Source organism: Achromobacter sp. SLBN-14, from assembly GCF_006715415.1.
Taxonomy (GTDB): Bacteria; Pseudomonadota; Gammaproteobacteria; order Burkholderiales; family Burkholderiaceae_B; genus Achromobacter; species Achromobacter mucicolens.
In genome coordinates this window covers 1852534-1877161 of record NZ_VFNE01000001.1, presented here as the reverse complement: position 1 = coordinate 1877161, position 24628 = coordinate 1852534, and the positions used below count along the sequence as shown (strand labels likewise).

General features: G+C 67.8%; 18 protein-coding genes and 1 pseudogene. 11 read left to right on the top strand and 8 right to left on the bottom strand.

Going from position 1 to position 24628, the window contains the following annotated elements; translation table 11 throughout:
- Positions 1–473 precede the first annotated feature (473 nt).
- Positions 474–2000, bottom strand: a complete 1527-nt coding sequence (glpK, locus tag FBY20_RS08580) for a glycerol kinase GlpK (protein ID WP_142051438.1) — start codon at positions 1998–2000, stop codon at positions 474–476.
- The gene (locus FBY20_RS08575) at positions 1987–3441 is read right to left on the bottom strand and encodes a DHA2 family efflux MFS transporter permease subunit (RefSeq protein ID WP_062840234.1); all 1455 of its coding nucleotides are present in this window, start codon (positions 3439–3441) and stop codon (positions 1987–1989) included. Before FBY20_RS08575 ends, glpK begins: the two co-directional genes overlap by 14 nt.
- Positions 3442–3539: 98 nt before the next feature.
- Between FBY20_RS08575 and FBY20_RS08570 the strand changes: the two genes are divergently transcribed.
- The 4 genes from FBY20_RS08570 (at position 3540) to FBY20_RS08555 (ending at position 6006) form a co-directional block, all read left to right on the top strand.
- Positions 3540–3728, top strand: coding sequence for a DUF3460 family protein (locus FBY20_RS08570; protein ID WP_056327507.1), 189 nt, complete (start codon positions 3540–3542; stop codon positions 3726–3728).
- A 16-nt stretch (positions 3729–3744) separates the two neighbouring features.
- Positions 3745–4635, top strand: coding sequence for a ScpA family protein (locus tag FBY20_RS08565; RefSeq protein WP_056327505.1), 891 nt, complete (start codon positions 3745–3747; stop codon positions 4633–4635).
- A 34-nt stretch (positions 4636–4669) separates the two neighbouring features.
- Complete coding sequence (gene panC, locus FBY20_RS08560) at positions 4670–5524, top strand: pantoate--beta-alanine ligase (RefSeq protein ID WP_056327503.1); 855 nt, start codon at positions 4670–4672, stop codon at positions 5522–5524.
- Positions 5525–5643: 119 nt separating this feature from the next.
- Entirely contained in the window at positions 5644–6006 is a 363-nt protein-coding gene (locus FBY20_RS08555; protein WP_056327502.1) for a response regulator transcription factor, read from the top strand.
- Positions 6007–6224: 218 nt separating this feature from the next.
- Here the strand turns inward: FBY20_RS08555 and FBY20_RS08550 are convergent, their stop codons facing one another.
- Positions 6225–7007 (bottom strand): copper resistance protein NlpE N-terminal domain-containing protein, encoded by a 783-nt coding sequence (locus tag FBY20_RS08550; protein WP_056327500.1) that lies wholly within the window; start codon positions 7005–7007, stop codon positions 6225–6227.
- Positions 7008–7210: 203 nt separating this feature from the next.
- Between FBY20_RS08550 and FBY20_RS08545 the strand changes: the two genes are divergently transcribed.
- From FBY20_RS08545 to FBY20_RS08515, 7 genes and pseudogenes are all read left to right on the top strand, one after another.
- Positions 7211–8062, top strand: coding sequence for an A24 family peptidase (locus FBY20_RS08545; protein WP_056327498.1), 852 nt, complete (start codon positions 7211–7213; stop codon positions 8060–8062).
- A gap of 10 nt (positions 8063–8072) precedes the next feature.
- Positions 8073–8715, top strand: a pseudogene (gene coaE / locus FBY20_RS08540) (dephospho-CoA kinase); the annotation flags it as partial.
- 46 nt (positions 8716–8761) lie between these two features.
- Complete coding sequence (gene zapD / locus FBY20_RS08535) at positions 8762–9514, top strand: cell division protein ZapD (protein WP_056327494.1); 753 nt, start codon at positions 8762–8764, stop codon at positions 9512–9514.
- Positions 9515–9647: 133 nt separating this feature from the next.
- On the top strand, positions 9648–10913 hold the full coding sequence (locus FBY20_RS08530; protein ID WP_142051432.1) for an MdtA/MuxA family multidrug efflux RND transporter periplasmic adaptor subunit: 1266 nt from the start codon (positions 9648–9650) through the stop codon (positions 10911–10913).
- A gap of 12 nt (positions 10914–10925) precedes the next feature.
- Positions 10926–14024: an MdtB/MuxB family multidrug efflux RND transporter permease subunit gene (locus FBY20_RS08525; RefSeq protein ID WP_142051429.1), complete on the top strand. Its 3099-nt coding sequence runs from the start codon at positions 10926–10928 to the stop codon at positions 14022–14024.
- Positions 14021–17134, top strand: coding sequence for a multidrug efflux RND transporter permease subunit (locus FBY20_RS08520; RefSeq protein WP_142051426.1), 3114 nt, complete (start codon positions 14021–14023; stop codon positions 17132–17134). The genes FBY20_RS08525 and FBY20_RS08520 overlap by 4 nt, the downstream gene beginning before the upstream one ends.
- Positions 17131–18729 carry an efflux transporter outer membrane subunit gene (locus FBY20_RS08515; RefSeq protein ID WP_174245395.1) on the top strand — a complete coding sequence of 533 codons (1599 nt, stop codon included), beginning with the start codon at positions 17131–17133 and terminating at the stop codon, positions 18727–18729. The genes FBY20_RS08520 and FBY20_RS08515 overlap by 4 nt, the downstream gene beginning before the upstream one ends.
- Positions 18730–18735: 6 nt before the next feature.
- Here FBY20_RS08515 and FBY20_RS08510 read toward each other — a convergent pair whose 3' ends face one another.
- From FBY20_RS08510 to FBY20_RS08490, 5 genes are all read right to left on the bottom strand, one after another.
- Entirely contained in the window at positions 18736–20154 is a 1419-nt protein-coding gene (locus FBY20_RS08510; protein ID WP_142051423.1) for an amidase, read from the bottom strand.
- Between the two features lie 199 nt (positions 20155–20353).
- Positions 20354–21316 (bottom strand): Nudix family hydrolase, encoded by a 963-nt coding sequence (locus FBY20_RS08505; protein ID WP_063953926.1) that lies wholly within the window; start codon positions 21314–21316, stop codon positions 20354–20356.
- Positions 21309–22175: an ATP-binding protein gene (locus FBY20_RS08500; protein ID WP_056327484.1), complete on the bottom strand. Its 867-nt coding sequence runs from the start codon at positions 22173–22175 to the stop codon at positions 21309–21311. The genes FBY20_RS08505 and FBY20_RS08500 overlap by 8 nt, the downstream gene beginning before the upstream one ends.
- Before the next feature lie 6 nt (positions 22176–22181).
- Positions 22182–23408: a bifunctional glutamate N-acetyltransferase/amino-acid acetyltransferase ArgJ gene (gene argJ, locus FBY20_RS08495; RefSeq protein ID WP_142051420.1), complete on the bottom strand. Its 1227-nt coding sequence runs from the start codon at positions 23406–23408 to the stop codon at positions 22182–22184.
- 134 nt (positions 23409–23542) lie between these two features.
- Positions 23543–24583, bottom strand: coding sequence for a hypothetical protein (locus FBY20_RS08490; RefSeq protein WP_142051417.1), 1041 nt, complete (start codon positions 24581–24583; stop codon positions 23543–23545).
- Between the last annotated feature and the right edge of the window lie 45 nt (positions 24584–24628).

Here is a 24628-nt window from a genome sequence, read left to right as displayed (position 1 = left end):
CCGGCGCGTCGTCGGCCTGGGGCGCGCGGGGCTACGATTGCGGTCCGGAGCCTTCGCTCCGGACTGCCCCGTCGTCATCGTCGTTGTCGCCTGCGGCGACTGCCTTCCGATTCCCTCGGGCGCATCTACACGCCCCGCGCACCCCAGGCCGACGCCGCACCGGGCTCGAGTGGCCTGAGCTTGGCGGGCGCTGGGTCGGGTGGAGTTTTTGAGGTGCTTTTCGACGGCAGCGTGGTTTTGAAGCAGTTTGCGCTGCCCGTCACCGTTCGGCCGCGCGGGCGGCCTCCGGTGACTTACGCGGTGTCTTGCGTCGTGGCGATGACGCTTCGCGTGTGGCGGCTTGGTTTTTGAGTTCTTGCCGCAGCGTAGGTGTCTGCGTAGGTGTCTCTGCGTAGGTGTCTGACACCCTTGAAATGACGGCCCAACTTGCCGCGGTGTCACTGGGTGTCTGACACCGGGTTCTCAAATCGCCCTTACTTGCCGGCCCCAGCCGACCAGCCTTTCGACAACTCCACCGCCTGCCGCCACCGCTTCATTCGCGCTTCTCGGACAGATTCCGGCCAAGTCGGGCTGAAGGTGCGTTCGGCTTGCCACTTGGAGGCAAATTCATCCTGGCTGGACCAGAATCCCACGGCCAAGCCTGCCAGGCCCGCTGCACCGAGGGCGGTGGATTCAGGGACCCGCGGACGCACGACCGGAACGCCCAGGATGTCAGCCTGCATCTGCATCAGCAAGTCATTGCGGGCGGCGCCGCCGTCGACGCGCAGTTCCGTCAGGGCGATGCCGCTGTCGGCGTTCATGCAGGTGAGAAGTTCCGCGCTTTGCAGGGCGATGGATTCCAGCGTGGCGCGGGCGATGTGGGCGCGGGTGGTGCCGCGGGTCAGGCCGACGAGGGTGCCTCGGGCGTAGGGGTCCCAGTGGGGGGCGCCCAGGCCGGCGAAGGCGGGGACCATGAAGACGTCGTCGGTGTCGGAGACGCTGGCGGCCAGGGATTCGATGTCTTCGGAGCGCTGGATGATGCCCAGGCCGTCGCGCAGCCATTGGACGGCTGCGCCGGCGACGAAGACGCCGCCTTCTAGCATGTAGGCGGGCTTCCATTTGTCGTGGCCGGGTTGGGGCAGGCCCCAGCCGACGGTGGACAAGAGGTTGTTGCGCGATTCGACGGGTTTGTCGCCGACGTTCATGAGCATGAAGCAGCCGGTGCCGTAGGTGTTCTTGGCCATGCCGGGCGTGAAGCAGGCCTGGCCGAAGGTGGCGGCCTGCTGGTCGCCGGCGACGCCGGCGATGGGCACGGAGCCGCCCAGCCATTCGGGCAGGGCGTCGCCGACGATGGCGCTGCTGGGCGCGATCTGGGGCAGCACGCTGCGCGGGAGGTTGAGCAGCGCCAGGATGTCATCGTTCCAGTCCTGCGTGTGCAGGTCGAACAGCATGGTGCGCGAGGCGTTGCTGGGGTCTGTGCTGTGGACGGCGCCGCCGGTCAGTTGCCAGATGAGCCAGGTGTCGACGGTGCCGAAGGCCAGTTCGCCGCGTTCGGCCATGCTGCGCGCGCCGGGCACGTGGTCCAGTAGCCAGGCGAGCTTGGTGCCGGAGAAGTAGGCGTCGACGACCAGGCCGGTGCGCGCCTGCAGGAAGTCGCCATGGCCGTCCTGGCGGAGCTTGTCGCACAGGGGCGCGGTGCGGCGGTCTTGCCAGACGATGGCGCGGGCAAGCGGACGGCCGGTGGCGCGTTCCCAGATGAGGGTGGTTTCGCGCTGGTTGGTGATGCCGATGGCGGCGATGTCGGCGGCGGCCGCGCCGGCGTTGCGCAGGGCTTCGCGGGCGACGTCGAGCTGGCTGTGCCAGATCTCGTTGGCATCGTGCTCGACCCAGCCCGGACGCGGATAGTGCTGGCGGAATTCGCGTTGGCCAACGCCGCGCACGACGCCTTCGCGGTCAAAGACGATGGCTCGGGAGCTGGTCGTGCCCTGGTCCAGGGCTAGGACAAATTCATTCGTCGTCACTGTTTTTCGCGCCGTTCAGGTGTGCCCCGGCCAGCGGGTCGAGGCGTCTAAAGGAGAAGGTCGATGCCATGCACAGCAGGCCGATGACGACGAAGCCGGCGACCACGTCGCTGATGGCCAGCGTTTCGGCGCCGCGCAGCGACATGCTGATGTTCAGCGTGACCGCGGCCACCCCGACGCCCAGCGTGATGCCCAGTTGCTGCGCCATGGCCGAGAAGCTGCTGGCGCGGCTCATCTTGGCGGGCGGGATGTCGGCATAGGTTAGCGTATTTACCCCGGTGAACTGCAGCGACCGGAAGAAGCCGCCCACCAGCAGGATGGCGATCATCAGCCAGACGGGCGTGGCCGGGTTGAAGGCGCCGCAGACGATGATGAAGCCGCCGGTCAGGATGGCGTTCAGGGTCAGCACGCGGCGAAAGCCGAAGCGCTGCACGATGGGCGTGGCGACAAATTTCATCAGCAGGGCGCCGGCGGCGCTGGCGAAAGTGATGAGGCCGGCCGAGAACGGCGACAGCCCAAAGCCCACCTGCAGCAGCATGGCCAGGAGGAAGGGCGTGGCGCCGACGGCGAACCGGCACAGGTTGCCGCCCAGCGTGGAGATGGCGAAGGTGGGAATCCGCATCAGGGACAGGTCGATGATGGGATGTTCGGTGCGCCGCGCGTGCACGCCGTACAGCAGCCCGCAGACGATGCCCACGCCGATGAGGCTGAGCAGGATGGGCAGCGGCATGACGTCGCGGCCGATGGCCTCGAAGCCGCTGACCAGCGTGGCCAGGCACACCGAGCTAAGCAGGAAGCCGATCCAGTCCAGGCGGGGCGTGCCGGTTTCGCGGATTTCAGCGACAAAGCGCAGGACCAGGAAGATGCCCAGGATGCCGATCGGGATGTTGATCAGGAAGATCCAGTGCCACGACATGTACGTGACCATGAAGCCGCCCAGCGGGGGCCCGATCACCGGTCCCAGCAGCGCCGGAATGGACAGGAAGGACATGGCCTTGAGCAGATCCTGCTTGGGCACGGTGCGCAAGAGGATGATCCGCCCCACGGGCACCATCATGGCGCCCGCCATGCCCTGCACGATCCGCGCCAGCACGAGCTGTTGCAGGTCCTGCGACAGGGCGCAGGCGACGGAACTGAGCGTGAACAGACCGATCGCGGTGATGAAGACGCGCCGGGCGCCGTAGCGGTCGGCCGCCCAGCCGCTGATGGGCACGAAGACGGCGACGGCCAGCAGGTAGGAGGTGATGGCCACGTTGAGCCGCACGGGGGTGGACCCCAGGGCCCGGGCCATGGCGGGCAGGGCGGTCGCCACGACCGTGGCGTCCAGCATCTGCATGAAGAGCGCGCACCCCACGATGAAGGGGATCATGCGCGCCGCGCGCACCGCGTCCGGCGTTGAGGGCGGAGCGGGATTGGCTGCGGCTGCGGATTCTGCGGACATGTCGGAAGGCTGCAATGAGAGCCTGACGATTGTAACGCCGGGGATCCGGCCGCCGTGAAGTAAACTCGCGACATCTGCAACCTAATGAAATTGGTGCCATGGCGACCAACTACGAATCCGAGATCACCCAGTTCCTGAAGGACTACAAGAAATCCCACCCTGGCACGGAAGAGCGCCAGCGCGAGGGACGCGCCCGTCTCTGGGACAAGCAGCAGGACCAGGAACTGCTTGAAGGCTTCCGCGCGGCCCGCGTGGCGCAAAAGCCGTACGTGTATCAGGCCGACTGATACTTTTGCGGCACACATGGTCCAGAACCCCTCGGTGCCGGGCGACGCCCTGGCCAAGCTAGTGGAACCGTCCGTCGACAGCACGCCCGACACCATCGATAGCGTGGCGTTTGCGCGTCTGTACGGCGAGCCGCTGTTCCAGATGCCGACGGATCTGTACATTCCGCCCGATGCGCTGGAAGTCTTTCTCGAAGCCTTCGAAGGGCCGCTGGACCTGTTGCTTTACCTGATCCGCAAGCAGAACTTCAACGTTCTGGACATCCCCATGGCGGATGTCACGCGGCAGTACCTGTCGTACGTGGATCAGATCCGCATCACCAACCTCGAACTGGCCGCCGAATATCTCTTGATGGCGGCCATGCTCATCGAGATCAAGTCGCGCATGCTGCTGCCGGTCAAAAAGACCGACACCGGCGAAGAGCCCGAGGATCCGCGCGCGGAACTGGTGCGCCGCCTGCTCGAATACGAGCAGATGAAGCTGGCCGCCCAGAAGCTGGACAAGCTGCCGCAACTGGGCCGCGATTTCGTCAGCAGCCAGGCCGTGGCCGACCTGAGCGTCGAGCGCGCGCTGCCGGACGTCAGCGTGGACGACCTGCGCGCCGCGTGGGCCGACATCATGAAGCGGGCCAAGCTGAACCAGCATCACCACATCACGCGCGAGCAGCTGTCGGTGCGCGATCACATGACGCACATCCTGCGCCGCCTGAACGACGTGCGTTTCATGGAATTCGGCGACCTGTTCATGGAGCGTGTCCGCGAGGGCGCGCCCGCCGCGGTCGTTGTCGTGCATTTCATCGCCATGCTCGAGCTGGCGCGCGAATCGCTGCTGGAGATCACGCAGGCGGAGCCTTATGCTCCCATCTACGTGCGCCTGGCGTATACCAGCGTGGCAGCGGTCGCGGCCTGATCCTGACCGGGCGCCACTCCCCCGGAGATTTCCCTTGAAAGTCGTACACACCATCCAGGAATTGCGCGATCACCTGCGCGGACAGAACCGCGTGTCGTTCGTGCCCACCATGGGCAACCTGCACGAAGGCCACCTCGCGCTCATGAAGCTGGCGCGCCAGCACGGTGATCCCGTCGTGGCCAGCATCTTCGTGAACCGCCTGCAATTCGGCCCGAACGAGGACTTCGACCAGTATCCGCGCACCCTGGCCGCCGACATCGAAAAGCTTGAAGCGGCGCGCGACGTCTACGTGCTGTTCGCGCCGAACGAGCGCGAGATGTACCCCGAACCGCAGAATTTCCGCATCCAGCCGCCCGACGACCTGGGCGACATCCTGGAAGGCGAGTTCCGTCCGGGGTTTTTCGCCGGGGTCAGCACGGTCGTGCTCAAGCTGTTCTCGTGCGTGCAGCCGCGTGTGGCCGTGTTCGGCAAGAAGGACTACCAGCAGCTGATGGTGGTGCGCAACATGTGCCGCCAGTTCCAGTTGCCCGTCGAGGTGCTGGCGCATGAAACCGTGCGCGCGGACGACGGGCTGGCGCTGTCCTCGCGCAACCGCTACCTGAGCGAGGCCGAACGTGCCGAAGCGCCGGCGCTGTACGCCGAACTGCAAGAGATCGGCCGCCGCCTGGCCCGGGGTGAGCGCGACGCCGCCGCCCTGGAGAACGACGCCGTCCAGCGTCTGACGCAGCGCGGCTGGAAGGTGGATTACGTGGCCCTGCGCCGCCAGCGCGATCTGAAGCGCCCCGAGGCCGCGGACCTGCAGGCCGGCGAACCCGTCGTGGTGCTGGCTGCCGCCAAGCTGGGCGCCACGCGGCTGATCGACAACCTGGAACTGGACTACACCGCCTGAGGCAGGCGGAAGGCGGGCTGCGGGGTGTTTTGGTCACCCCCTATCAGAATTGTCAGCTTACGCCGGCTGTGACACCGGGGCAGACTGTTTGCAATCCTACATTGCAAGCGAGCTGCCCCATGTCTTTTCCTCACCCCGAACTCGACGCCGTCCTGTCCTCCCTGACCGCCCGCGAACGCCAGATCGTCGATTACGTGGCGGCCGGGCGGGCCAACAAGGTCATCGCCATCGACCTGGGCATCTCCCTGCGCACGGTCGAGGCCCATCGCGCCCGCATCTTCGCCAAATTAGGCGCCCGAAACGCCATGCAGCTTGCGTGCCGGTTGTGTGCGCACGGGCAGTCAGGCGCCTCGCCCGTCCCGGGCGCGCAGTGGCGCCCCAGCCCGATGCCGCCTCCGGGCGGTGCCAGCGCGCCCGCCCAGGTGCTGCACGAACCCGCCGGCGCGTATGGCGCATGCCCATCGAAACCCGTGCCTCCCTGACGTTACCGCCATGCTTGCCGCGCCTGTCGGGCCTGTCGCGTCCGTCGCGTCCGTCGCGTCTGTCGCGCCTGTCGTGCTCGGCGTGCTTGCCGCGCCGCCTCAATGCCGTCGCCCAATGAATTCGGGCCTGACGAACAGGGTGTTCGTCAGGCCCGGGAAGGGGTGCGGGGGCGCGGTGTCCGGCGGCGTTCAGGCGCCGGGGGCGGACAGCCTTGCGATCAGGGGCACTTGGGCGCGGCGGCGTTTGCCAGCTCGTCGATGGGGTCCAGATCCGGCTGGCGGGTCAGGTTGTAGTTCAGGTTGGGCGTCTGGCCGCCAATCGAGCGCACGCGCAGCACGTTGTTGGCCGCAACCAGGAATTCCACCCGGACGTTGCCCTGGCCGTCCATCAGGATGACGCGCGGCGGACGTTCGTCGGTGGCGTCCCAGCAGCCTTGCTCGGACACGGGCGGACCCTTCTTGGGATCGTTGTCCAGGTAGGCGGTGCGGCCGCGCCACCGGCCATTGGGGGCCAGCGTCAGCGTCACGCGCTGGGCCGTGCATTGCATGGCGGGCGAGAAACACGGCAGCGTGCCCATGTAGGTCTGAGGCTGCGGCACCAGGCTGTGGGTGATGCCGCTGGGCGCGGCGGCAGGCGCCGCGGCGGGAGCAGGCGCCGATTTGCCCGATCCGCCCGAGCCGCCTTCGGCGCCTTCGGGCACGGCTTGGCCGTCTTCGGTGGTCTGGCCCGCGGCAACGGCCTGCTGGTTCTGGTTCTGCTGGCGGCGCGCGTCGGGCTTGAGCTCGATCTGCACTTGCGACGGCGCGCGGATGATGTTGCGGTAGCCGGCGCCCGAGCCCTGGTACTGCGCGTCGGTCACGGTGCTTTCCGCCGGCAGGTCGTAGTAGCCTTCGGCCTTCTGCTTGGCGCAGCCGGTAGCGCCTATCACGGCGCCCGCTAACAGCAGCCCCATGACGCCGAGTTTGGGGGAGCGGGAAACGATATCGACGCGCGCGGCCATGGCAGCTTATCCGTGAATTGAGTCTGTCTCCGATTTTACGCACTTATGCGAAGATTCGATACGTTCCCCTTAGCCGTTCCCGGGCATCTGCCGCACTTTATGCACAAATTACGACATGGCCGCGCGCGGCCCCTCATCCCTTGCGCCATCCCCGGCCTGTCGGATGGGCAGCCGTGTCCGGGCCACGCGGGGCGTTGACGGCGATGTGGCAAATCCTTGATCTGCCCCTGGGCGTCTTCATCGGCGCGGCGGCGCTGGCCGGCTTGTTCGTGGGCAACTGGCTGACGGTGCTGACCCATCGGCTGCCGCGCATGATGGAGCGCGAGTGGCAGGCGCAGTGCATGGACGCGGCCGGCAAGCCGCGGCCGCCGGGCCACTATGGCCTGTGGTCGCCGGCCTCGCATTGCCCCGCCTGCGAGGCGCCCCTGGACCGCATGGCGCGGATTCCCCTGCTCGGCTGGCTGTTGCTGCGCGGCCGGTGTGCCGCCTGCCATGCGCCCATCGGCTGGCGCTATCCCGTCATCGAACTGCTGACCTGCGCGCTTTTTGCCGGCTGCGCGCTGCGCTTTGGCGCGACGCCGATCGCGCTTGCCGCCATGGGCCTGTCGGCCACGCTGGTGGCGCTGGCCTGGATCGATTTCGAAACGACGCTGCTGCCCGATGTGCTGACCCAGCCGCTGGTGTGGGCGGGTCTGCTGGTGAACCTCTTCGATGCGTTCGCCAGCGTGCAGATGGCAGTGGTCGGCGCCGTGGCGGGATATCTGTTCCTGTGGGTTATCTTTCATGTGTTCCGCCTGCTGACCGGGCGCGAAGGCATGGGGCAGGGCGACTTCAAGTTGCTGGCCGCGCTGGGCGCGTGGTTCGGCATCGAAGCCTTGCCGATGCTGCTTTTGAGCGCATCGCTGGTGGGCGTGCTGATTGGCGGCGCATTGACGTTGACCGGCCGTGCCCGGCGCGGCCAGCCCTTGCCCTTCGGACCCTATCTGGCGCTGGCCGGGCTGGTCATGCTGCTATTGGGCGGCGAGCATGGCGTATTGCAATTCATGAGCACATGAGGAAAGGCGCATGTTCAAGATTGGTCTGACGGGCGGCATCGGTTCGGGCAAGTCCCGCGTGGCGGACATGCTGGCCGAGTGGGGCGCGGCCCTGGTCGACACCGACGAGATCGCGCGCGCGCTGACCGCCGCGGGCGGCGCCGCCATGCCGGCGATCGAACGCGAATTCGGCCGCGAGGCCTTGACGCCCGACGGCGCGCTGGATCGCGCATGGATGCGCGCGCAGGCATTCGCCGATCCGCAGGTCCGCCTGCGGCTTGAGGCCGTGCTGCATCCGGTCATCGGCCGCGAAACGGAACGTCAGGCGGCGACCGCTAAAGGATCGTATCTGGTCTTTGTGGTGCCCCTATTGGTCGAGTCCCTGGACCGTTGGCGCGATCGCGTGGATCGTATCTGCGTGGTGGACTGCGACCCCGAGACGCAGGTGGCCCGCGTGCAGCAGCGCAGCGGGCTGACGGAGCAGGACATCCGGCGTATCATGGCGGCACAGGCTGCGCGGGCACGCCGGTTGGAGGTCGCGGACGACGTCATACTCAACGACGCAACGACCACGCCGGATCAATTGCGCGCGCGGGCGTTGACCCTGCATGACCGCTGGCTGGCGCTGGCGACCACCACGGGCCGGTAAGCCAGCGGCTGCCGGCACCCCTGAAAATTCTTGGCCCGCCGGCCAACCACTGATAGGGCCTGTAAAAAAGCGTGATCGTTTACGAATACCCCTTCAATGAGCGCATCCGTGCTTATCTGCGGCTGGAATACCTGTTCGACAGGCTCTTCTTCTTTGCTCGCGAGGGCGACTCACGCCAGCATCAGGTTGCCGTCTCCTCATTGTTCGATCTGCTCGATGCCTGCGAACGCACCGACGTAAAGGGGGCGATCCTCCAGGACCTTGAACGCCAGCGCCTGGCGCTGGTCGGACTGCGCGACCATCCTGGCGTTGCTCAGGACGCGCTGGAAAGCATGCTGCGCGAAATGGAAAAGGTGGCCAGCGCGCTGGCTGCACCCGGCAAGACCGGCCAGTCGCTGCGCGAGAACGAATGGCTGACCAGCCTGCGCGGCCGGTTGTCGATGCCCGGCAGCGCCACGCAGGTCGACATGCCGTCCTACTATGCCTGGCAGAACAAGCCCGAAGCCGCGCGCTGCGCGGACCTGCAGGCCTGGGTGTCGCCCTTCATTCCCCTCTACGACGGTCTGACGCTGGCGCTGCGCCTGTTGCGCGAGTCCGGCCGCAAGACCGACATCGTGGCCGAGCAGGGCGCCTATCAGCAGATGCTGGGCGGCAAGCAGTTCCAGCTTCTGCGCGTCTGGGTGGATCCCGCCCAGGGCGTCTTTCCTGAGATCAGCGCCAATAAGTACATGATCTGGATACGTTTTTCCACGCAGGACGGGGAGTTCAAGCCTCAGCAGGTGGCCCGCGACGTGGCATTCCAGATGACCTTGTGCAGTTCCTAGGCGCAAGTTACGTACGGTTTCGCGGCCCGGATTCCTGTTGCGGGTAGTTTCAGGCTGACGGCGACCAGGGCCGAAACCGGGACGGTCTAGTAGACAATACGGCTTTCCTTCCGAGTGTGCCGGAACCGAGTCCATGTCCGATAGCCGTCCCGTATCCCCACCCTCCCGCTGGAGCCGCCGCCGCGTCGTCGGTCTGGTCTTGCTGCTGCTTGCCGTCGCGGCGATTGCCTGGGTGGTGCTGCGGCCGTCGGCCAAGCAGGCGGGCCCCGGAGGGCGGACAGGCGGCAGGCCGCCCGCGGCCGCCATGGCCAACATGCCTGTCCCGGTCCGTATCGCCACCGCCGCGCAGCAGGACATCGACATCTTCCTGCGCTCGCTGGGCACCGTCACCGCTTACAACACCGTCACCGTCCGAAGCCGCGTCAGTGGCGAACTTGTGGACGTTGCGTTCCAGGAAGGCCAGCAGGTCAAGGCCGGCGACTTGCTCGCCCAGGTCGATCCGCGCGCCTTCCAGGTGGCGCTTGACCAGGCGCGCGGCACGCAGATGCAGAACCTCGCGCAGTTGGAAAACGCCCGCCGCGACCTGCAACGCTACCAGGCCCTTTTCAAGCAGGACTCCATCGCCCGCCAGCAGGTCGACACGCAGGCCGCGCTGGTGCGCCAGTACGAAGGCACGGTCAAGAGCGACCAGGCCAATGTCGACAATGCCAAGCTGCAACTGGATTACGCCCGCATCACCGCGCCGATCAGCGGCCGCCTGGGCCTGCGCCAGGTCGACCGCGGCAATCTGGTGTCCAGCTCGGACACCAACGGCCTGGTCGTCATCACCCAGACCCAGCCCATCTCTGTCGTCTTCACCCTGCCCGAAACGCAGCTGCCGGAAGTGCGCGCCGAGTTGGCGGCCGGCAAGACGCTGACCGTCGACGCCTATGACCGCGCCGACACCCGCCGCATCGCCTCGGGCACGCTCGAGACGCTGGACAACCAGATCGACGTGGCGACCGGCACGCTCAAGCTCAAGGCCCGCTTCGACAACACCGACGATGCGCTTTTCCCCAACCAGTTCGTCAACGTGCGGCTGCACGTGCTGACCCGCAAGGACGTGACGGCCATTCCGACGGCCGCGGTCCAGCAGGGCTCGGCCGGCGCGTTTGTCTTCCTGGTGCAGGACGACAACACGATCGCGGTTCGCCCGGTGAAGCTGGGCGCCATCAACGCCGGCATGGTCGCCGTCAACGAAGGTCTCAAGCCCGGGGATCGGGTCGTCACCGAAGGCACCGACCGCCTGCGCGCCGGCGCCAAGGTGGAAATCGTGGGTGGCGCCGAAGTCATTCCCGCGGCTCGCGACAAGTCGCTCGGCGCGGGCGCGCCGGCCGGCACCACGCCCGCGGCCAAGTAAGCAGAGAACGCCGTGAGCCCGTCGCGCCTATTCATCCTGCGCCCCGTGGCCACCACCCTGTCGATGGTGGCCATCCTGATCGCGGGCCTCATCGCCTACCGCTTCCTGCCCGTCTCGGCGCTGCCCGAGGTCGACTACCCCACGATCCAGGTCGTGACGCTGTACCCCGGGGCCAGCCCCGACGTCATGACCTCGCTGGTCACCTCGCCACTGGAGCGGCAGTTCGGCCAGATGCCCGGCCTGAACCAGATGTCGTCCACCAGTTCGGGCGGCGCCTCGGTCATCACGCTGCAATTCAATCTGACGCTGCCGCTGGACGTGGCCGAGCAGCAGGTGCAGGCGGCCATCAATGCTGCCTCGAACCTGCTGCCGTCCGACCTGCCGGTGCCGCCCACCTACAACAAGGTCAATCCCGCGGACGCGGCCGTGCTGACGCTGGCGATCACGTCTCCCACCATGCCGCTGCCGCAGGTGCGCGACCTGGTCGATACGCGCGTGGCGCAGAAGCTGTCGCAGATCCCCGGCGTGGGTCTGGCCAGCGTGGCGGGCGGGCAGCGGCCCGCGGTGCGGGTCCAGGTGAACCCGCAGGCGCTGGCGGCCAACGGCCTGTCGCTGACCGACCTGCGCACCGCGATCGTCGGCGCCAACGTCAATCAGCCCAAGGGCAACCTGGACGGCCCGCAGCGCTCCACCACCATCAACGCCAACGACCAGCTCAAGTCGCCCACCGACTACAACAGCCTGATCATCGCGTACAAGAACGGCGCGCCGCTGCGGCTGGCCGACGTGGCGCGCGCGGTCGAAGGGGCCGAGGACACGCGCCAGGCCGCATGGGCCGGCGACAAGCCCGCCATCCTGCTGAACATCCAGCGCCAGCCCGGCGCCAACGTGATCGACGTGGTCGACCGGATCCAGGCACTGATGCCGCAACTGCGCGCCGCGCTGCCCGCCACGCTGGACGTGACGGTGGTGTCGGACCGCACGCAGACCATCCGCGACTCGGTCGCCGACGTGCAGTTTGAAATGCTGCTGGCCGTGGGGCTGGTGGTCATGGTCACGTTCGTGTTCCTGCGCAGCCTGACGGCTACGCTGATTCCCAGCGTCGTCGTGCCGCTGTCGCTGGTGGGCACGTTCGGCATCATGTATCTGTCCGGGTTCTCCATCAACAACCTGACGCTGATGGCGCTGACCATCGCCACGGGCTTCGTGGTGGACGACGCGATCGTGATGATCGAGAACATCGCCCGCCACATCGAGGAAGGCGAAAAGCCGATGCAGGCCGCGCTTAAAGGCGCGTCGCAGATCGGCTTCACGCTGATCTCGCTGACCCTGTCGCTGATCGCCGTGCTGATCCCGCTGCTCTTCATGACCGAAGTCGTGGGCCGGCTGTTCCGGGAATTCGCGATCACGCTGGCGGTGGCCATCCTGATTTCGCTGTTGGTGTCGCTGACGCTCACGCCCATGATGTGCGCGCGCCTCTTGCGCTCGGAATCCGAAACGAAGCATGGGCGCTTTCATCGGGCCACGGGCGCATTCATCGACCGCGTCATCGCCGCGTACGACCGCATGCTGCAGGTGGTGCTGCGCCACCAGACGCTGACGCTGGTGGTGGCGGTGGCCACTTTTGCGCTGACCGTGCTGCTGTACATGGTGGTGCCCAAGGGGTTCTTTCCGCAGCAGGACACCGGCCTCATCCAGGCCATCACGCAGGCGCCTCAGTCCATTTCGTTTGCCGCCATGTCCGAGCGCCAGCAGGCCGCCGCCCGCCTGGTGCTGCAGGATCCCGACGTGGCCGCCGTGTCGTCCTTCATCGGCGTGGATGGCAGCAACGCCACGCTCAGCGCCGGCCGCATGCAGATTTCGCTCAAACCCCAGGCCGAGCGCACCGGCGATCTGCGCACGGTGATGGCGCGCCTGCAGGAAAACCTGAACAAGCAGGACGGCCTGACCGTCTACATGCAGCCGGTGCAGGACCTGACCATCGAAGACCGCGTCAGCCGCACGCAGTATCAGATGACGCTGTCCAATCCCGACCTGAAGGTGCTGAGCGAATGGACGCCCAAGCTGGTCGACCGCCTGCGCGCCGTGCCCGGCCTGATGGATGTGGCCGACGACCTGCAGGACGACGGCTTGCAGACCTGGGTGGAAATCGACCGCGACGCCGCCTCGCGCCTGGGCATCACCGCCGCCATCATCGACGAGGCGCTGTACAACGCCTTTGGCCAGCGGCTGATCTCCACGATCTTCACGCAGTCCAACCAGTACCGCGTGGTGCTCGAAGTGCTGCCGCAGTTCCAGATGTCGCCCAGCGCGCTCGGGCAGATTCACGTGCCCACGTCCTCGGGCGCGCAGGTGCCCCTGTCGTCGGTCGCGCACATCAGCGAAGGCAGGACCGTGCTGGCCGTCAACCGGCTCGACCAGTTCCCGATGGTGACGGTGTCGTTCAATCTGGCCCCCGGCGCCTCGCTGTCCGACGCGGTCGAGAACATCAAGGCGGCCGAAGCCGAGATCGGCATGCCGGCCGGCGTCGAGACCCGCTTCCAGGGCGCGGCGCTGGCGTTCCAGAATTCGCTGTCCAGCACGCTGTGGCTGATCCTGGCGGCCGTGGTCACGATGTACATCGTGCTTGGCGTCCTGTACGAAAGCTACATCCATCCCATCACCATCCTGTCCACGCTGCCGTCGGCGGGCGTGGGGGCGCTGCTGGCGCTGCTCATCAGCGGCACCGAGCTGGACATGATCGGCATCATCGGGATCATCCTGCTGATCGGCATCGTCAAGAAGAACGCCATCATGATGATCGACTTTGCGCTGGATGCCGAACGCAAGCGCGGACTGTCGCCGCGCGAGGCCATCCACGAGGCCGCGCTGCTGCGCTTTCGGCCCATCCTGATGACCACGCTGGCGGCGCTGTTCGGCGCCTTGCCGCTGATGCTGTCGACGGGCACGGGCGCTGAACTGCGCCAGCCGCTCGGTCTGGTCATGGTCGGCGGCCTGCTGCTGTCGCAGGTGCTGACGCTGTTCACCACGCCCGTCATCTATCTGATGTTCGACCGCATGTCGCGCCGCTGGCGCGGAGCGGGCGCGCAATCGGCCGGAGCGGCCCGATGATCCTGTCGGCGCCCTTCATCGTCCGGCCGGTGGCGACCACGCTGCTGAGCCTGGCGGTCGTGCTGGCCGGCATGCTTGCGTTCTTCCTCTTGCCGGTCGCGCCCTTGCCGCAGGTGGACATTCCGACCATTTCGGTGTCGGCCAGCCTGCCGGGGGCCAGTCCCGAGACCATGGCCTCCAGCGTCGCCACGCCGCTGGAGCGGTCGCTGGGCAGCATCGCGGGGGTCACCGAAATGACCTCGCGCAGCTCGCAGGGCTCTACCCGCATCACGTTGCAGTTCGACCTGTCGCGCGACATCAACGGCGCCGCGCGCGACGTGCAGGCCGCCATCAACGCGGCGCGCTCGCTGCTGCCCACGGGCCTGCGCAGCAATCCCACGTATCACAAGTCCAATCCGTCGGACGCGCCCATCCTGACGCTGGCGCTGACTTCCGACACGCTCAGCCAGGGCCAGCTCTACGATCTGGCGTCCACCATCGTGGCGCAGAAGCTGTCGCAGGTGGACGGGGTGGGCGAGGTCACGGTGGGCGGCAGCTCGCTGCCGGCCGTGCGCGTGACCGTGCTGCCCGGGGCGCTGGCCAATCAGGGCGTGTCGCTGGACGAATTGCGCGCCACGCTGGCCAACGCCAACGCCAACCGGCCCAAGGGCGTGCTGGAAAACAACCGCTACCACTGGCAGATCATGGTCAGCGACCAGCTCAGCCGCGCCGAAGAATACCGGCCGCTGATCGTGGCCTGGCGCGATGGCCGGCCGGTGCGCGTGTCCGATGTGGCCCGCGTCGAGGATTCGGTCGAAGACCTTTACCAGACCGGCTTCTACAACGATCGCAACGCCATCCTGATGATCGTGCGGCGGCAGGCCGACGCCAACATCATCGAAGCCGTGGACGCCGTGCGCGCCCAGCTTCCCGTGTTGCAGGCGCTGATGCCCGCCGACGTCAACATGAGGGTTGCGCAGGACCGCACGCCCAGCATCCGGGCGTCGCTGCACGAGGCCGAGCTGACGCTCATCATCGCCGTGGGCCTGGTGGTGCTGGTGGTGCTGCTGTTCCTGCGGCGCTGGCGGGCTGCGATCATTCCCAGCGTGGCGGTGCCGGTGTCGCTGATCGGCACGTTCTGCATCATGTACCTGTGCGGCTACACGCTGAACACCATCTCACTGATGGCGTTGATCGTCGCGACCGGCTTTGTCGTGGACGACGCGATCGTGGTGCTCGAGAACATCATGCGTCACGTCGAACGCGGCATGTCGCCAATGCGCGCCGCGTTGCGCGGCTCGCGCGAAGTCGGCTTCACGGTGCTGTCGATGAGCCTGTCGCTGGTGGCGGTGTTCATCCCCATCCTGCTGATGGGCGGCGTGGTCGGGCGCCTGTTCCGCGAGTTCGCGGTCACCTTGTCGGCGTCGATCCTGGTGTCGCTGGTGGTGTCGCTGACGCTCACGCCCATGATGTGCGCGCGCCTGCTGCGGCCCGAACCCAAGGAACAGAAGCCGCCGGGCTGGCTGGCCCGCTGGTCCGAACGCGCCTTCGAATCGATGCAGAACGGCTACCGCGTGTCGCTCGGCTGGGCGCTGGCGCACGGCCGGCTGATGATGCTGACGCTGGCGATCGCCGTGGGCCTGAACGTCTATCTGTATACGGTGGTGCCCAAGGGGTTTTTCCCGCAGCAGGACACGGGCCAGCTGCTGGGCTTTTTCCGGGTGGACCAGGGCACGTCGTTCCAGGCCACGCTGCCCAAGCTCGAGGCGCTGCGCAAGGTGGTGCTGGCCGATCCGGCAGTCCAAAGCATGACCGGATACGCCGGCGGGCGCGGCGGCAGCAACAGCAGCTTCATGCAGATCCAGTTAAAGCCGCTGGACGAGCGCAAGGTCTCTGCCGACGTGGTCATCAACCGCCTGCGCGCCAAGCTGCAGAACATGCCGGGGGCGCGCATGTTCCTGGTGTCGCAGCAGGACATCCGCATTGGCGGGCGCCAAAGCCAGGGTTCGTACGACTACACCCTGATGTCTGGCGACCTGCAGCTGCTTCGCACGTGGATGCCCAAGGTGCAGCAGGCGATGGCCAAGATTCCGGAGATCACCGACGTGGATGCCGACGTCGAGGACCGGGGCCGCGAGATCAACCTGGTCATCGACCGGGAAGCCGCGACGCGGCTGGGCATCAGCATGGCCACCATCTCCACGGTGCTGAACAATTCGTTCAGCCAGCGCCAGGTGTCGGTCATGTACGGGCCGCTCAACCAGTATCACGTGGTGCTGGGCGTGGACCCGAAGTTCGCGCAAGACATCGAGTCGCTGCGCCAGGTCGAAGTCATCACCGCGGACGGCGCGCGTGTGCCGCTGTCGGCGTTCACCAAGCTTGAAAACGCCAATGCGCCGCTCAGCGTGAGTCACCAGGGGCTGTTCGTGGCGGACACCATCTCGTTCAGCCTTGCGCCCGGCGTGTCGCTGGGGCAGGCGACCACCGCGATCGACAACGCGGTGGCCCGCATCGGCCTGCCGTCCGACCAGATCCAGGCGGGCTTTCAGGGTACCGCCGCCGCGTTGCAGCAGACGCTGTCGCAACAGCCCTGGCTGATCCTGGCCGCGCTGGTCACCATGTACATCGTGCTGGGCATCCTGTACGAAAGCTTCGTCCACCCGCTCACCATCCTGTCCACGCTGCCGTCGGCGGGTCTGGGCGCGCTGCTTGCGCTGCTGCTGGTTCGCTACGATTTCACATTGATCGCGTTGATCGGGGTGTTCCTGCTCATCGGCATCGTCAAGAAGAACGCCATCATGATGGTGGACTTTGCGCTGGACGCCGAGCGCCACCACGGCATGACGCCGCGCGACGCCATCTTCCAGGCCTGCCTGACGCGCTTCCGGCCCATCATGATGACCACGATGGCGGCCATCTTCGGCGCGCTGCCGCTGGTGCTGGCCACGGGCGCCGGCGTCGAGATGCGCCAGCCGCTGGGCATTACCATCGTGGGCGGCCTGGTGCTGAGCCAGATCCTCACGCTGTACACCACCCCGGTGGTCTATCTTTATCTGGATCGCTTCCGCCTGTGGGCCGCACGCCGGCGCGCGGGGCGGGCCGGCGATTCCGCTTCCATCAAACACACATGATCCGTACCACGCCGTCTGCTTTCGCCTCATTTCCCCGCGCCGCGGTCACGCTTGCGCTGTGCGCGCTGCTGGGCGCGTGCGCGGTCGGGCCCGACTACCAGCGTCCGGCGCTCGACGTGGGCGCCGCCTACAAGGAAGGCCAGGTCGAGGTGCCCGGCTGGAAGCCCGCGCAACCGCGCGACGAAGCCGATCGCGGCGCGTGGTGGACGGTTTACGACGACACCACGCTGAACGGCCTGGTGGACCGTCTGAACACCTCGAACCAGACCATTGCGCAGGCCGAGGCAAACTACCGGCAGGCGCTTGGCCTGGTGCGCGGCGCGCGCTCGGGCTTTTATCCGACCGTGGGCGCGGGCGCGGGCATGAGCCGCAGCGGCAACGGCGGGCAAAGCGGTTCGTCCACCGGTTCCGGCGGCAACGTATCCAACCAGTATTCGCTGACCGGCAGCGTCAGCTGGGAGCTGGACGTCTGGGGGCGCGTGCGCCGCAGCGTCGAGTCCTCGGAAGCCAGCGCCGCCGCCAGCCTTGCCGACCTGGGCGCGACCCGGCTGAGCGCGCAGGCCGCGTTGGTGCAGACCTATCTGCAACTGCGCGTGCTGGACGAGCAGAAGCGTCTGCTCGACGCCACCGTGGCCGCCTATGAGAAATCCCTGCAGCTCACGCAGAACCGCTATGAGGTCGGCGTGGCCGGCCAAGCCGACGTGGCGGTGGCGCGCACGCAGCTGGAAAGCACGCGCGCGCAGTCCATCGACCTGGACTGGCAGCGCGGCCAGTACGAGCACGCGATCGCCGTCCTGATGGGCCTGGCGCCGTCCCAATTCAGCCTGCCGCCCGCCGTCTTCGCGCTGCGGCTGCCGCAGATTCCCGTGGGCCTGCCGTCCGAACTGCTCGAACGCCGGCCCGACGTGGCGGCCGCCGAACGCCGCGCCGCCGCCGCCAACGCGCAAATCGGCGTGGCGCAGGCAGCGTGGTTTCCCAGCCTGACCCTGTCGGCCGACGGCGGTTTTCGCAATGGCGAGTTTGCCGAGCTGCTGACGGCGCCCGCGCGCTTCTGGTCGCTGGGACCGGCGCTGGCGCTGACGATCTTCGACGGCGGCGCGCGCGAGGCCCAGGTCGAGCAGGCACGCGCGTCGTATGACTCGCAGGCCGCGGCCTACCGGCAGGCGGCGTTGACCGGGCTGCGCGAGGTCGAGGATTACCTGATCCAGCTGCGGGTGATGGAGCAAGAGCAGATCGTGCAGCGGCGCGCGCTGGAATCCGCGCGGGAATCGCTGCGCCTCATCCAGAACCAGTACAAGGCTGGCCTTGTCGACTACCTGAGCGTGGCCGTGGTCGACGCCACCGCGCTCAACAGCGAGCGCAACGCCCTGAGCCTGCTTGGCAACCGGCTCGTGGCCAGCGTCAACCTGATCGTCGCGTTGGGCGGCGGGTGGGAAGGTCTGCCGCCCATGGAAACGGCGCGGGCGGACGCCGCGACTTCGCCGGCGGTGGCGCCTGCATCGGTGCCAGCGTCGCAAACCGCTGCGCCGCAAGCCCCGGCGCAGCAAACGCCGCAAACGCCGGCGCAACAAACGCCGCCGGCGCCCTCGCGCTAGCCTGCCCTACAAACCCACCGCCTTTAGATCTGGGCGCTGGCGGTGCCAGTCGGTGACCGCCTGGAACGCGATGCCAATCCGGCCCAGCACGGCCTCCGCGTTCGGCTTGCCCAGCAACTGCACGCCCAGCGGCAGGCCGTCGCTGGTAAAGCCCGCGGGCAGCGCCAGTCCTGCGGCGTTGACGTAGTTGCCGGCGCGGGTAAACGACGCAAGCGGCGTGGCGGTTTCATCGACGTCGGCCAGCTGCCGCGCGCCGAACGGCACGCAAGGCGTCAGCACCGCGTCGAACTCCTGCATCCAGTCCAGCCAGTCGCGGCGCGCCTGCGCATGCGCCTGCAACGCGCCGATGTAGTCGGCCGCCGAGATCCCCTTGCCCGACAGCACGCGGGCGCGCACGTACTGGCCGATGGGCTGCGCCGTGTCCTCGATGTGGCCGCGGTGCAGCGCATAGGCTTCCGCGGCGATGATCTGGCCGTTGCGCTGCATCATCTCGTGAAAATCGAAGGGCAGGGGCGTTTCCTGCACGTCGGCGCCCAGCGCGGCCAACACGCGGCGCGCGTCGTCCAGGGCTGACAGCGCATCGGCTTCCACGGCAATGGGGTGCTGTGCAACCGGCATCAGCGCGATCCGCTTGCCGCGCAGCGGTTGCGGGCCGGAGTAGGGCTCGCGGTATTCGAAGGCGGGTATGCCGAACGTCAGGGGGTCATGGGTGTCGGATCCGGCCATCAGCGCGGTCAGCAGCATTGCGTCGCGGGCGTCGCGCGTCAGCGGGCCCAAGGTGTCCAGCGTCGGCGATAGCGCCACCGCGCCGTGCAGGCTGATCAGTCCGCGCGTGGTCTTCAGGCCGGTGATGCCGTTCAGCGCCGCTGGAATCCGGACCGAGCCGCCCGTGTCCGACCCCAGCGCCGCGGGCGCCAGCCCGGCCGCGACGGCGACGCCGGACCCGCTGGACGAGCCGCCGGGCACCCGTGCGCGATTCAGGTCCCACGGATTGCGGGGCGTGCCCATCACCGGATTGGTGCCCCAGCCGCCAAAGGCGAATTCGACCATGTGCGTCTTGCCCAGCAGCACCATGCCCGCGTTCAGCAGCCGCGCCACCGCGGTGGCGGTGACGCCGCTGCGCCGCTCGCGCCAGGCCTCGGAGCCCGCCGTGGTGATCTGCCCCTGGATGTCGCACAGGTCCTTGATCGCCACGGGAATGCCGTCCAAGGCGCTGAGCATCCCATAGCCGGCTCGCCGGCGTGCGTCGGAGGCCTCGGCAAGCCGTAGCGCGCCTGCGCTGTCGACGCTGACGAATGCGCCCAACGCCGGATTGGCCCGGTCGATGCGGTCCAGGAAGTGGCGCGTCACTTCCACCGAACTGTAGCGGCCCTTCGCCAGGCCGTCCGCCAGATCGCTCATCGTGGCAAATGCGATTTCAGACATGCGTTCCTCGATGTAATGCCGATTGCCTGCCGGGCCGCGGGTGGCGGCCGGGCCTCGGGATGTAGCGTGCAACGGCGCGCACGTTTGGTCTATGCGCGCTTTCCCGCCCGGGCGGAATGCAAAACGGCCCATGCGAATGGCATGGGCCGTTGGATTGCGCGCGCGGCGCGGCGGGGCGAGGCGCGAGCAACTCAGGCGGTCACAGAATGCCGCGAATGCCGGCGATGCCGTGCGCGCCGTGCCGCAAGGCTTGCGAGACCGTCTGGGTGGATTGTCCGCCCAATGCAAACACCGGAATGCCCGCGTCGCGGTTGCCTTGCACGAAGCCTTCCCAGCCCAGCGTCTGCGCGCCGGGATGACTGGGCGTGTCCAGCACAGGACCCAGCACGGCAAAGTCCGCGCCCAGTTCGCGGGCGTGGACCACCTGCGCGTTGTCATGCGCGGACACGCCGACCAGCGCGTTGCGCGGCAATTCCGGACGGGCGGTCAGACGCAGCGCGTCGGCCGTGCGCAGGTGCACGCCGTCGGCTTCCTTCCACCAGGCAACGGGATGGATGCTGTTGACCAGCACGCGCGCACCGGCGGCGCGGCAACGCTTGACCACCTGTTGCAGCACCTCGTGCAGCGAACTGGCGCCCACGCCGTCGGGCCATTGCGGTTCACGGAACTGCACCAGCTTCACGCCGCGCGCCAGCGCCGCGTCCAGCCGGCCGAGGAACGGCGCAATGCCCGCGCGCGACCCGATGCCGCTGATGCCATAGGTGGTGGGCAGCTGCAGCCAGCGCAGCGGCGGCAAGGTGGCGGGCAGCAGGTCGCCCACCGCGGCCGCGTTGGCCGGATCCACCCATTCCAGGCGCTGGTTTTCAAGGCTTTGCGGTTCGCCTTCCCAGCCGGTGACGTGGCAGAACGCCAGGCGGACCGTGGTGTGGGGATAGGCGTGCACATAGGTGACCCACGGGCGCGACTGCGTGACACGGATGCCGATTTCTTCTTGCAGTTCGCGCGCCAGCGCCTGTAGCACGGTCTCGCCGGGTTCGAGCTTGCCGCCGGGCAGTTCCCACCACCCCGACCACGGCTTGCCCTCGGGGCGCTGGCCCAGAAGCAGCTTGCCGTCCGGACGCAGGATCAGGCCGGCGGCGACGTCGACGATCTTTTCAGACATGGCGGGCCGCCCAGTCGCGTGCGAACTGATAGGCCACGCGGCCCGAACGCGAGCCGCGCTCGATGGTCCATTGCAGGGCCTCGGTGCGCGACGGTTCGATGTGCTGTTCGGGGCAGCCCAGTTCGCGCAGCCAGTGGTACACGATGTCCAGGTAGTCGTCCTGCTTGAACGGATAGAACGACAGCCACAGCCCGAATCGCTCGGACAGCGAAATCTTTTCCTCGACGGTTTCGCCGGGGTGGATTTCGCCGTCGGGCTGGTGCTTGGCCTGCAGGTTCTCGCTCATGTATTCCGGCATCAGGTGGCGCCGGTTGGACGTGGCGTAGATCAGGACGTTGTCGCCCGAGGCCGACACCGAGCCGTCCAGCACCGATTTCAGCGCCTTGTAGCCGGCTTCGCCTTCCTCGAAGGACAGGTCGTCGCAGAACACGATGAAGCGTTCGGGCCGCGCCGCCACCAGTTCGACGATATCGGCCAGGTCGCCGAGGTCGGACTTGTCGACTTCGATCAGCCGCAGGCCGCGGTCGCCGTAGGCGGCCAGCATGGCCTTGACCAGCGAGCTCTTGCCGGTGCCGCGCGCGCCGGTCATGAGCACGTTGTTGGCGGGCTTCTTTTCAAGGAACTGCAGCGTGTTGCGGTCGATGGTGGCCTTCTGGCGCTCGATGTGCTGCAGGTCCTGCATGTCGATGCGCGCCACGTGGCGCACGGCGTCCAGCCAGCCGCGCGCGCCGCGCTTGCGCCAGCGGAACGCGTGGGCCGACCAGTCGATCTCGGGCGGGGCTGGAGGCAGGAAGGCCTCCAGCTGCGCCAGCACGCGTTCGGCGCGCTGGATCAGGGTGGTGAACTCGTTTGCCGTCATGGTCGATCAGGAGCGGTAGTCGGCGTTGATCGACACGTACTCGTGCGAGAAGTCGCAGGTGTAGACGGTGTCGCTGACCTTGCCGCGGCCCAGCGCGATGCGCACCGAGATTTCGGCCTGCTTCATGACGCGCTGGCCGTCGGCTTCCTGATAGTCGGGGTTGCGGCCGCCGTTCTTGGCAACCAGCACGTCGTCCAGCCACAGGCGGATGTTGGAGACATCCAGGTCGTCGATGCCGGCGTAGCCGACGGCTGCCAGGATGCGGCCCAGGTTGGGGTCCGACGCGAAGAACGCGGTCTTGACCAGCGGCGAATGCGCCACGGCATAGGCGACCTTCAGGGCTTCCTCGGTGGTGCCGGCTTCTTCGACGCGGATCGTCATGAACTTGGTGGCGCCTTCGGCGTCGCGCACGATCTTGGTGGCCAGATCAAGGGCGGCGGCGGTCAGGGCCTCGCGCACGGCGGCGTAGGCGGCGTCGGACTCGCTATTGACGTTGACGCCCGACTTGCCGGTGGCGGCGATGATGAAGGAGTCATTGGTGGAGGTGTCGCCGTCGACCGTGATGCGGTTGAACGAGGCGTCGGCGATTTCCACGGCCAGCTTGCGCAGGAGCGGCTGGGCGATGCCGGCGTCGGTGGCCAGGAAGCTGAGCATGGTGGCCATGTTGGGACGGATCATGCCGGCGCCCTTGCTGATGCCGGTGAAGGTGACCGTCTTGCCGTCGATCTGCACCTTGGCGGACGAAATCTTGGGCAGGGTGTCCGTGGTCATGATGCCGTGGGCGGCGCTGGACCAGTGGTCGGCGGCCAGGTCGGCGATGGCGGCGGGCAGCCCGGCGACCAGGCGGTCCAGGGGCAGGGGCTCCAGGATGACGCCGGTGGAGAACGGCAGGATCTGCGAGGCGGGCACGCCCAGCAGCTTGCCCAGCGCGTCGCAGGTGTCCTTGGCTTTTTTCAGGCCTTCTTCGCCGGTGCCCGCGTTGGCGTTGCCCGTATTGATGACCAGGGCGCTGATCGGGCCGCCGGCGGCCAGGTGGGCCTGGCAGACCTGCACCGGGGCGGCGCAAAAGCGGTTGCGGGTGAAGACGCCCGCCACGCTGGTGCCTTCGGCCAGGCGGAACACCGTCAGGTCGCGCCGGTTGGTCTTGCGGATGCCAGCCTCGGTGACGCCGATTCCTACGCCGGCAACAGGGAAAATTTCGGACTCGGAGGGGATCTGCAGATTAACGGCCATGACTTCGTCTCTTGGAGTGAGCGGGACGGAACCGCCGCCAGGCACGGCGGCGTGCGGGAAAGCTTCGTATTATCCCACCGGATCCGGGGGCGGTGTCCGGCCCCCTCGGCAAGCCGAGGGGCGGGGCGTCCGCGTCAGGGACCGATGCGCATGGCGGCCACGTCCAGCACGCCCGCCTCGCGGTTGCTCAGCACGCTGCGCACGGTGCCGTCGGGCGCCTGCAGCACCGACTTGCCCGCGGGGACGTCTTCGCCGCCGGCCCGGCGCGCCGAGCGCCCGCGCGAGGGCGAGAACAGCAGGTCCCCCGGCTGCGCGCCCTGCAGGCGCGGGTTGGCGGCCAGCACGCGCGTGCCTGGCGGGTAAGTCATGTCGCCCAGCACGGTGTCGCGCGCCGCCAGACCCTCGAAGCCCAGCATCCGGCGCTGCGCGTCCAGTTGCAGGTCAACCTTCAGCAAGGGAATCCTGGCCACAGTCAGGGAATCGCTGCCCTCGGTGCGCAGCAGCCAGCGCGGGCCGGATCCGCTCTTGTCCAGCGGCGTGCCGCGCAGGGCGGGATCGACCTTGAGCCAGGCGCCGGCGGGCACGGGCTGCTGGTCCAGCGTGTTGCCGATGGCCAGGTGGCAACTCGAGAACTGCGGATGCCCGCCCTGCACGACGAATTCGATGCGGTGGCCGTGGGCGCACAGCCAGCCCTCCAGCGCCTGGTCGCGCGCGATTTCGGCGGAGAGCGTTTCGGGTTGCTTGCTGGTCGCGGGGTAGCGGAACAGCTGGGTCGCTGCGACGCCCAGGATCTCGGCGGGATGGGCTTCGGGAAAGGTGGCGCGGTCAAACGAGGCCAGGTCGCCCGGCGTGGCCAGCCGCAGGGTGGTGCCGGCGGGCATCTGCACCCCGGCCAGCTGCGTGGGCTGGGCCAGCACGGTCTTGCGCGCGTCGTCGGCCTGCGCATCGCGCTGGGCCACGAACCACTGGCTGAATTGCTGGTACGGAAAGATGGCGCCGACGACCGCCAGCAAGGTCATGAGCACGGTGCCGGCGCGCCGGTGGACGGCCAGCCATTCGCGGGCGCCGCGCGAGGTGGCCAGGACGGCGAGCCAGGTCAGCAACGTGGACAGGCAGGCCAGCGAGGCCGCCATCAACACGTAGAAATTACCGCCAGGAAGAGATACCGGAATCATGGCGGCAATTATGCGCCAATCCGGCCCCCGGATCCGGCGCGCAAG